Source organism: Aeromonas popoffii (genome assembly GCF_000820025.1).
GTDB classification, from domain to species: Bacteria; Pseudomonadota; Gammaproteobacteria; order Enterobacterales; family Aeromonadaceae; genus Aeromonas; species Aeromonas popoffii.
This window is the reverse complement of the sequence record NZ_CDBI01000070.1, coordinates 88,909-98,030: the sequence shown is the minus strand read 5'-3', so window position 1 is coordinate 98,030 and position 9,122 is coordinate 88,909. Positions and strand designations below refer to the sequence as shown.

The 9,122-nt window shown below is 60.5% G+C and carries 7 protein-coding genes, 2 tRNA genes and 1 pseudogene; 1 reads left to right on the top strand and 9 read right to left on the bottom strand.

Going from position 1 to position 9,122, the window contains the following annotated elements; genetic code table 11:
• From BN1129_RS15065 to pnuC, 7 genes and pseudogenes are all read right to left on the bottom strand, one after another.
• A pseudogene (locus tag BN1129_RS15065) lies at positions 1 to 1,160 on the bottom strand (hypothetical protein); the annotation flags it as partial.
• A gap of 462 nt (positions 1,161 to 1,622) precedes the next feature.
• A complete protein-coding gene (locus BN1129_RS15060; protein WP_042037534.1) occupies positions 1,623 to 3,257 on the bottom strand; it encodes an alpha-glucosidase in 1,635 nt (544 codons plus the stop codon).
• Positions 3,258 to 3,452: 195 nt separating this feature from the next.
• Positions 3,453 to 3,854 carry a DUF1622 domain-containing protein gene (locus tag BN1129_RS15055; protein ID WP_042037533.1) on the bottom strand — a complete coding sequence of 134 codons (402 nt, stop codon included), beginning with the start codon at positions 3,852 to 3,854 and terminating at the stop codon, positions 3,453 to 3,455.
• A gap of 66 nt (positions 3,855 to 3,920) precedes the next feature.
• Positions 3,921 to 4,244, bottom strand: coding sequence for a N(4)-acetylcytidine aminohydrolase (yqfB, locus tag BN1129_RS15050; protein ID WP_042037532.1), 324 nt, complete (start codon positions 4,242 to 4,244; stop codon positions 3,921 to 3,923).
• A 27-nt stretch (positions 4,245 to 4,271) separates the two neighbouring features.
• Positions 4,272 to 4,943, bottom strand: coding sequence for a Crp/Fnr family transcriptional regulator (locus BN1129_RS15045; protein ID WP_042037530.1), 672 nt, complete (start codon positions 4,941 to 4,943; stop codon positions 4,272 to 4,274).
• 105 nt (positions 4,944 to 5,048) lie between these two features.
• Complete coding sequence (locus BN1129_RS15040) at positions 5,049 to 5,774, bottom strand: nucleoside phosphorylase (RefSeq protein WP_042037528.1); 726 nt, start codon at positions 5,772 to 5,774, stop codon at positions 5,049 to 5,051.
• Positions 5,771 to 6,493, bottom strand: coding sequence for a nicotinamide riboside transporter PnuC (gene pnuC / locus BN1129_RS15035; RefSeq protein ID WP_042037527.1), 723 nt, complete (start codon positions 6,491 to 6,493; stop codon positions 5,771 to 5,773). Before pnuC ends, BN1129_RS15040 begins: the two co-directional genes overlap by 4 nt.
• A gap of 295 nt (positions 6,494 to 6,788) precedes the next feature.
• Between pnuC and BN1129_RS15030 the strand changes: the two genes are divergently transcribed.
• Positions 6,789 to 8,621 carry an SLC13 family permease gene (locus BN1129_RS15030; protein WP_042037525.1) on the top strand — a complete coding sequence of 611 codons (1,833 nt, stop codon included), beginning with the start codon at positions 6,789 to 6,791 and terminating at the stop codon, positions 8,619 to 8,621.
• Positions 8,622 to 8,804: 183 nt separating this feature from the next.
• On the opposite strand, the gene BN1129_RS15025 is transcribed toward BN1129_RS15030, so the two are convergent.
• Positions 8,805 to 8,889 (bottom strand) — tRNA-Leu (locus BN1129_RS15025).
• Between the two features lie 8 nt (positions 8,890 to 8,897).
• Positions 8,898 to 8,974, bottom strand: a tRNA-Met gene (locus BN1129_RS15020).
• Between the last annotated feature and the right edge of the window lie 148 nt (positions 8,975 to 9,122).

Sequence of the window (9,122 nt, the reverse complement as noted above, 5' to 3'; positions counted from 1 at the left end):
AACTCCTTGCGCTGGTAACCGCCGGCCTGCAGCATGCCTCCCAGCCGGGTCAGGGTGGCAGCATCGGCCTGAAGCGTTGGCAGCTCGTTCTCTATCTGGTCATCAGCAAAGCCAGAGTGGAGATTGGCGGTGACCACCAGGCCGGCGTAGTCCCGCTTCAGCCGGGCCAGCAGATCGAAGGAGGCCGGCAGCGCCTTGCCATGGAGCGCGCGATAGCGTTCGGCAATTCGCTCCCCTTGCTGTGGGCTCAGAAACATCCGCCCCTGTGCGGCCTGCCGGCTGTCCCAGTCCACTTGGTACTGCGCCAGCTCGGCCTTGGCGCGCGCGGTTCTGGCAAAGGCGTGGCGCTGCTCGGCGCTCAGATCCCGAGGCAGCAGGTTGGCCGCCTCCAGCAGTATGAGGTCCACCTCGGTGTCATGGCCCTTCTGGAAGGTATAGGGGCTGCCCAGCCACTCTTGCTCATCCAGTTGCAGGTGGAAGCTGCCGTCGCGATCCATGCTCTCCTGCCGCGTGGCGATGCGCTCCCTATCCAGCCGGCTGTGGTGCAGGGTGGTCTGCAGCAGGGCGTCTCGGCCGATCAGGGCATAGGGGGTGCCGTCGGCGCGCTGACCGGTCAGCATGTTGCCGCCATCGATGATGGAGAAGGTGGGGATGAGCTCGTGCCCTTGCGCCTCGGCAAAGGTGTTGGCCTGGGAGAGCATGCTCTCGTTGAGCCCCTGGGAGTCCTGGCTGCCCAGACTGTGGTGACCCTCCTGCTCGGCCCCTGGGCTCTGCGCGGTCAGGGCGGTGATGAAGGCGTGGTAGCTATCCTTGTCGGCCAGCGGCGCCCGGGGGCGGAAGATGAGGACGCCATCCCGTGACAGCCACATGTTGTCTTCGGTCCAGGTGTACATGTTGTCATGGATGCTGACCGAAAATCCCTGCTCTTTGCCGATCTGCTCCAGCTCAGCCACCAGTTCGGGCTCGGTCTGGATGGGCAGGTGGAGCTGGTGGATCCGGTTGCCCAGATCATCTTGCGCCAGCTGGAAGCTGCGGGTAAGGGCGGGGATTTCCCGTTCAGAAGTGAGCTGTGGGTCGTCCGGGTAGATAAGGGGAACAGAGATGGCTGAATTGAGCCAGAAGAGGGTCGAGATGGCGAGGGCCACGCCGGTTTTGCGCATGATGGTTTCCTGTTGTTATGGCGGAATGAATATTCCGCGAGCCTGAACTGCACCTTGCTGTAGAGAGAAGGTCTCTTCGCTTGGGATGGAAACCATAAGGCCGGGGCAAGGAACCACAAGCCCGTAAATTTGAATTGATTTTTAAGCCTGACTTAATAGCTCGAAATATCTCCTGTAAATAACAAGGCAGTCTCGTTTTATTTTTAGTTATTACGATTAAAAACAATATCTTGAGGTGCATTTTTGTTGATAGGAATATTTTTTAATGTCTTTTTTTTCGGTTTATATTCGCTTGAAAATACGAAGTTTTTAAGTGACTAAAGAGCAAAACGCAGGCACGCCATGCAGGGGGAAATATCAGGCAATGGCGTGCCATGTTTTCTGTCGTGATTGGCAGGGGATGTGTCAGGTGAATCTCCGTGCAAGCACGGAGGCCATGAGGTCGCCCCTGGGCGTGGTCTGTTATGTCGTCATCAACCAGCCGGTGGCTTGATAGGGGGCGAAGGTGGCGGCGGGTTCCCCCGGGTAGTTGCTTATCAGCAAGGTGGCACCTTTTTCCACTTGGTCAAAGTGGGGCATCGACAAGGGGCCAGCGGTGAGATTGGCGAGCAGCAGCAGGGTATGCCGTGCCCCGGTTATCGGGTCTTGCCAGCGGCGGCGGTAGCTGATGCGATCAGGGTCTTCTTCATCCAGCAGCGCGACGTCGCCGTGGCGAATGACGGGGTGAGCCTTGCGCAGGGCGATGAGCTGGCGATAGCAGTGAAACGGTGAATCGGGGCGGGCCAGCTGTTCGGCGGCGTTGATCGCGACGTGGTTGTCGTTGAGCACAATCCAGGGGGCTGCCGGGCTAAATCCTGCATGCAGGCCTGCATCCCACTGCATCGGGGTACGGGCATTGTCGCGGCCAATGGCATCGAGTCGCCGGCTCAGCTCGGCGGGATCCAGCTCCGACTGGCTGGCGCGATAATTGATCGCTTCCACATCGCGCAGCTCATCGGCTTGCCAGTGGCGGTTGGTCATGCCCAGCTCTTCCCCTTGATAGATGAAAGGGGTGCCTTGCATCAGATGGATCACCATAGCCCACAGCTTGGCGCTGACTTCGCGCCATTCGGGCCTGTCATCACCAAAGCGGGAGACGGCGCGGGGCAGGTCGTGGTTACCCAGAAACAGGCTGTTCCAACCCTGACCGTGCAGCCCGGTCTGGTGGCGGGCCATGGCCCGTTTGAAGGCGAGGGGGTCAAAGTGTGACGACCATTTGTCGCGGCCCAGCCCCAGATGTTCGAAGTTGAACACCATGCTGAATTCGCTGCCATTCGGGTTCGAATAGTGCTGCATATGGGCGAGATCGGCGCCCCAGGTTTCCCCCACAGTGATGATCCCCTTGCCGCCAAAGCTGGCTTGGTTGAGTTCGCGAATATAGTCGTGCAGGTGGGGGCCGTTGCTCATGGCAAGATGCGACCACTCCTTGCTCACCATGTCGATCACATCGAAACGGAACCCTTTGATCCCCTTGGCCAGCCAGAAGTTGATGACTGCGGCCATCTCGGCCCGCACTGCCGGGTTGTCCCAGTCCAGATCGGCCTGACTCGCATCGAAGTTGTGCAGGTAGTAGCGATCAAGCTGGGGCACATACTGCCAGCCGTTGCCGCCGAAGATGGAGGTGATGGGGTGGGCATCGACAAAGGCCTTGTCCCGAAACACGTAATAAGCCTGATAACGGGGATCGCCCGCCAGCGCGCGCACAAACCACTCATGCTCGATGGAGGTGTGGTTGGCAACGATATCCATCATGATGCCGATGCCACGGGCGGCGGCCTCTGCTATCAGCAGCTCCAGCTCGGCCAGGGTGCCAAAGGCGGGGTCTATGGTGTGGTAGTCGGCCACATCGTAACCGTTGTCCCGCTTGGGGGAGCGATAGATGGGGGTGAGCCAGAGCAGGTCGACCCCAAGCTGCGTCAGATAACCCAGGCGCTGGCGGATGCCATTGATGTCGCCCATGCCGTCGCCATTGCTGTCCTGGAAGCTCATGGGGTAGATCTGGTAGATGACACAGCTATCGAGGTCGATGGCGGGAGAATGGAGAATGTGCGGGTTCATCAGCGTGGCCGGTTGGGGGAGCGGTGTTGCTATCTTACGCAGATGAGCAAGGCATCAACAGGCTCAGACCATCGTTGAAAAGGGTTCCATTATTGACTGATTGTCAAAAGTGAGGGAAGGGTCACAACTTGGCCATCCCGTGCCACGGGGATGGCCGGGATGGCGATCTCTGCATATGCCCTTTGGCATACGGCGTTATCGGGTTGCCTTGGCTTGCTCGGCCCCTGGCGCCTGCTGGCGCTCTGCCTTCTCCTGCTGGTGTTCCGCCTGCGCCTCCAGCTCCTTGCCGAGGAAGTAGTTCAGGAAAGTGCGGATCACCGCGATGATGGCAAGGCGAATAAGCTCCTCCTTGCTCGGCGCTACCGTGGTGGCAAGTATGTCGGCGGCGAGCTGGAACTCCAGCGCCAGAATGAGCCAGCTGCCAAAACAGAGGCGGATGCGGGGGAAACCGGGGGCGTGATCCCTGATCCGCGCCGCCAGCCAGAGGGTCTTGCCAAGGCCAATGACCACGCAGGCGATGGAGATGATCTCCAGCAGCAGCTGGAACAGCTCGACCCCGTGCATCATGCCCTCTTTCAGGCTCGCTATGTCAAACACTCGGATCACCTCCCTGATTCAAAAGGGACACTATTAGCATATTGATCGGCAAAGGCCAAATCCGGCTCAGGCAATCAGTTTGAATTCAATCACATAGAGCGGCGGCAGGGCGGGGTAGATATCGCGGATAACATCTTTCAGCTCGGGGAGGGTCATGTTCTCCTGACGGGCGTGCTCGTCGCTGAGTTCATCAAAGGCGACCGCATTGACCGAGAGCACTTCGATGGTACCAAAGGGCTGGTGTTCCGGGTTGGTGAAAAGCGAAAGACGCTGGCCGGGCTGCCAGTTGGCCTCGCTCTCGTCGCGGATGGTGATGGTCTTGCGGCCCGCCTGAATGTCGGCCACGAAGCGGCTGAAGAAGGTGAACTCGGGATAGGGATGGGCAGGCATGGTGACTCCTGAAAGGGTGAACCGGGATTAAAGGTCGAGATAGGTGCGCAGCCTGGCGAGATCGGCGATGGTGGGACCGTCGGCGCCATCGCACACTATCCCCTGGTCGACCAACTCCTTGAGGGCGCGGCGGTAGACGCGCTCCGTGGTGCCAAAGCGCGCCGCCTCATGGGCCCGCTTGCGCGAACCCAGCATGGGGGTGCGCTGGCGCTCGCGCCACAGTTCATAGGCGATGTTGTAGGCGATGGGGTGGAGCAGGCGGCTGGTGGTGATGTCCAGGGTATCGAGATAGTCGCTGGCGAGGGCCGAGGCGAAGAACAGGGTCAGCTCGGGTTCAGCCAGCAGCCGCTGGGCCAGCTTGTGAGCGCAGATGACGCTGGCATCCAGCTCGGTCTCGGCCATCACGCTCCACTGCACCGGGGTAGCGCTGAAAAACTCCATCTCGCCGAAGATCTGGCGCTGGCACGCTATCTCCCCGAGCTGAAACAGGCGCCCCGAGTGCACGGCACTGTTGAGGGAGACCCGCCCAGTCTCCACCAGATAGAGGCATTCGCTCTGCTCCCCCTGCCGCATGATGTATTCGCCGGGCAGGTAGCGGCGCAGAAACAGGGTGCACGCCTCCAGCGCCGCGGCAAAGCGGGGTTCAAGCTGCTCAAGTTCGGCGTGAAAACGGCCGAGGGGGTAGGGTTGTTGCTGCATGACTTGCCTGTCGCACCGGATGACGAGGGCCATGAGGCTAGCAAGAGAGCGGGCTGGATACCAGCCCGCACGGTAGCGGATGTGCCGCAGTTAACGGTTTGCGGCTTATTGCGCCAGTGCGTGAAGGGCGGCTGCGATGGCTTGCTGCTCACCGGCCATCATAGCCTGCTCGGCGCTGGCGTAGTCCGCTACCCCTTGCTGCACATCCTGCTCGAACAGCACCACGTTGCAGAGCACGGCAGCGACCCGCACCTTGCGCAGGCGACCCACGGTCAGCAGGGAGGCGGTCTCCATATCGGCACCGAGCACGCCACGGGCATGCCAGTAGCGGCATACTTCCTGCTCGTCATCCCGATAGAAGCTGTCGTGGGAGCGCACCAGCCCGTGCCAGTAGGGCTGGCTGCCGGTGGCCACATGGTTGAGCAGGGCAGCTTGCAGCCAGATATCGGCGCAGGCGGGGTATTCGGCGGGCAGATAGGCCAGTGAGGCCCCGTCACTGCGCACCGCCCCTTCCACCACGATGAGATCCCCGAGCCCGATGTCGTGCTGCAGGGCACCGGCGGAGCCGACCCGGATAAGCGAGTTGGCACCGGCTTGCACCAGCTCCTCCAGCGCTATGATGGCCGATGCGCCACCGATGCCGGTACTGCAGACCGTGATGGGCAGCCCCTGATAGGATCCGTTGATCAGGCGAAATTCCCGGTTTTGTCCCAGCACCTCACACTGCTCGAGTTGGCTGGCGATGCGGTCGACCCGGGCCGGGTCGCCGCACAGCACCACCCGCTCGGCAATCTGCTCCGGGCGGCATTGCAGATGGGGCAGCAGGCTCATGCGATCACTTCCTGCTGCGGGCGTTTGGCGGCCAGCATCCAGAGGCGGGTGCCGTTGGCGGCGATAAACAGCAGGATCAGGTACTCCAGCGACATGGCGTAGACGCCCTGGGCGGCATAGACACCGATGCTGATGATGTTGATGACCACCCAGAGGATCCAGTTCTCCACGTATTTGCGGGTCATCAGGATCTGGGCCACTACCGAAAGCACCGTCATGGTGGCATCCCAGAACGGGAAGGCATCCGGGGAGGGCTCAGGGGTGGCGAGATTGGCGCCAAACAGGTTGAGCAGGGCGACCGAGGTGCGCGCCAGGGTAGCGAAGACCGGATCGATATAGCGGGTCAGCAGGGCGATGGCCAGCACGCTCACCAAGGCGGTCATCATCAGCTTGGATTTGCTGAGCCAGCGGATCTGCAGGGTATCCCCCTGCTCGTTGGCGGGGCGAGTCCAGGCGTACCAGCCATAAACGTTGGCGCAGAAGAAGAACAGCTGCAGCATCAGCAGGCCGTAGAGCTGGATCTGGAAGAAGATGATGGCAAACAGGCTGACGTTGATCAGACCAAACAGGTAGTTGATGGTCTTCTCCTGACTGGCGAACCAGATACAGGCCAGGCCGAATAAAGTGCCGATGGCTTCAATCCACGACATGGCGTAACCGCCGCCCAGCGGTATGGTCACCAGGGTGTGATTGATGCTGAACCACTCGAATATGCTCATTTTCGTTTCCTTTGAAAATTTGGAAGAAAGGGGGGGATCGGGACGGGCCTATTCTAGTGGCTGTGCGGCGGCGATCGCAGGACTTTTGTCCGGGTTAGCCTGAGCCACATCAAAAAATGGATACAGGGTGGCGGCAAAGGCTCGCCATTTTTGCCGACCGCAGGGGGCCCGATATGCGATGATGGCCCTTGCCCTTTATGGATATGTAAGAAACCGGGGCAGAACAAACTGTGGTCTGATGGAGTCTGCCATTTCACCCATTGTGTCATGGCGGACATGAACGAAAGGAGCAAGTGTGAATTCCGAACTGATCTGGGTCCTCTGCATGCTGGTGGGCGCCATCTATCTGTTTATTACCAACAAGGTACGCATGGACGTAGTCGCCTTGTTGATCATCATATTGTTTGTGTTGAGCGGCACCCTGACCCTGCCGGAGGCGCTGGCGGGATTCAGCGATCCCAACGTCATTCTGATTGCTGCCCTGTTCGTGGTGGGGGAGGGGCTGGTCCGTACCGGCATCGCCTACCAGGTGGGGGATATGCTGGTGAAGGTGGCGGGCAGCAGCGAGATCCGCATGCTGGTGCTGCTGATGGTGGCTGTCACCCTGCTGGGGGCCGTGATGAGCAGCACAGGGGTGGTGGCCATCTTCATCCCGGTGGTGCTGAGCGTGGCGAACCGCATGGGGATCCCGGCCGGCCGTTTGATGATGCCGCTCGGCTTTGCCGGCCTCATCAGTGGCATGATGACGCTGGTGGCGACCCCGCCCAACATGGTGGTCAACAGTGAGCTGATGCGCCACGGTATTCAGGGTTTCGGCTTCTTCGGCTTCACCCCCATGGGGCTGATCATCCTGGTGATGGGCATAGTCTACATGCTGCTGATGCGGGGCTCCCTGGTCCGTGAAGGGGAGGAGGGAAAAGGCAAACAGGCAGGGCGCAGCACCATGCGCGATCTCATCCGCGATTACCGGCTGGCCGGGCGGGCCCGCCGGTTGGCGATCCGGCCCGACTCCCCCCTGATAGGCCAGACCCTGGATGAGCTGCAGTTGCGGGCCAGTTATGGCGCCAACGTCATCGGGGTGGAGCGCTGGCGCAAGTTCCGGCGGGTGATGGTGACCGTCTCCGGCGTCACCGAGTTCCAGGCCAAGGATGTGCTGCTGATCGACATGTCCGACCCCGAGGTAGACATTCGCGAGTTCTGCCGCGAGGCGCGGCTCGAGCCCATGATCCTGCGCGGGGAGTACTTCTCCGATCAGGCGCGGGAGGTGGGCATGGCCGAGGTGTCGCTCATTCCGGGATCCCGCATGCTGGGCAAAAGCATTCGCGAGGTGGCCTTTCGTTCTCACTACGGTCTGAGCGTGGTGGGGATCCGCCGTGATGGCGAGGCGCTGACCGGCAAGCTGGTGGATGATCCCTTGCTGATGGGCGACTCTCTGCTGGTGGTGGGCAACTGGAGCCTGATCCGCTTGTTGCAGACCCACAGCCGAGACTTCCTGCTGCTCGGCCTGCCCGCCGAGGTAGACGAGATGGCGCCGGCTCGCAGCCAGGCCATCCACGCCCTGATCTGTCTCGGAATCATGGTGGTGCTGATGGTGACTGATCCCGTGCCCAACGTCATCGCGGCACTGGTGGCCTGTCTGCTGATGGGCAAGTTCCGCTGCATCGACATGGAGAGCGCCTACAAGTCCATCCACTGGCCCACCCTGATCCTGATCGTCGGCATGCTGCCCTTTGCGCTGGCGCTGCAGAAGACGGGGGGGGTGGACATGATTGTTGGCGGTCTGATCGCAGCCGTCGGTGAGATGGGCCCTCGTGCTATGTTGGCCAGCCTGTTCGCCCTGTGCGCTCTGATCGGGCTCTTCATCTCCAATACTGCGACGGCGGTATTGATGGCACCGATTGCGCTGGGAACGGCCCAGCAGATGGGGATCTCCCCCTATCCCTTTGCCATGACCATCGCCATCGCGGCCTCGGCGGCCTTCATGACGCCGGTCTCGTCGCCGGTCAATACCCTGGTGCTTGGGCCTGGCAACTACAAGTTTGTGGATTTCGTGCGCATTGGCGTGCCCTTCACCCTGCTGGTGATGGTGGTGAGCGTCATCGCTATCCCCTGGTTCTTCCCGTTCTGACCGGTTTGATCAGGGGAAAGAGAGACAAGCGGCTTGAGGGCCGCTTTTTTGTCGCTCCGCATCGGCCCGGATGGCAGCAGAGCGAGGGGGGAGTGAGGCAGAGAAAGGGTGGCAAGAGGGGATACGGCGAAAAACGGGCACAAAAAAACCAGCCTGAGCTGGTTTGTTTGGTACTGCTATTAATGGTGCGGAAGGAGAGACTCGAACTCTCACACCTTACGGCGCCAGAACCTAAATCTGGTGCGTCTACCAATTTCGCCACTTCCGCAATATTAATGGTGGCTATGACGGGATTCGAACCTGTGACCCTCGCATTATGAGTGCGATGCTCTAACCAACTGAGCTACATAGCCGTCTTGTCACCAATGTCATCGCTGACAAGTCAAAAATGGCCGGGTACTAGGGTTTGGACCTAGCCACGTTGACGAGATCGAAATCTCTCACGCTTACCACAGCAAATCATCGACAGGTCGATGACGGGTAAAAATGGCTGGGGTACTA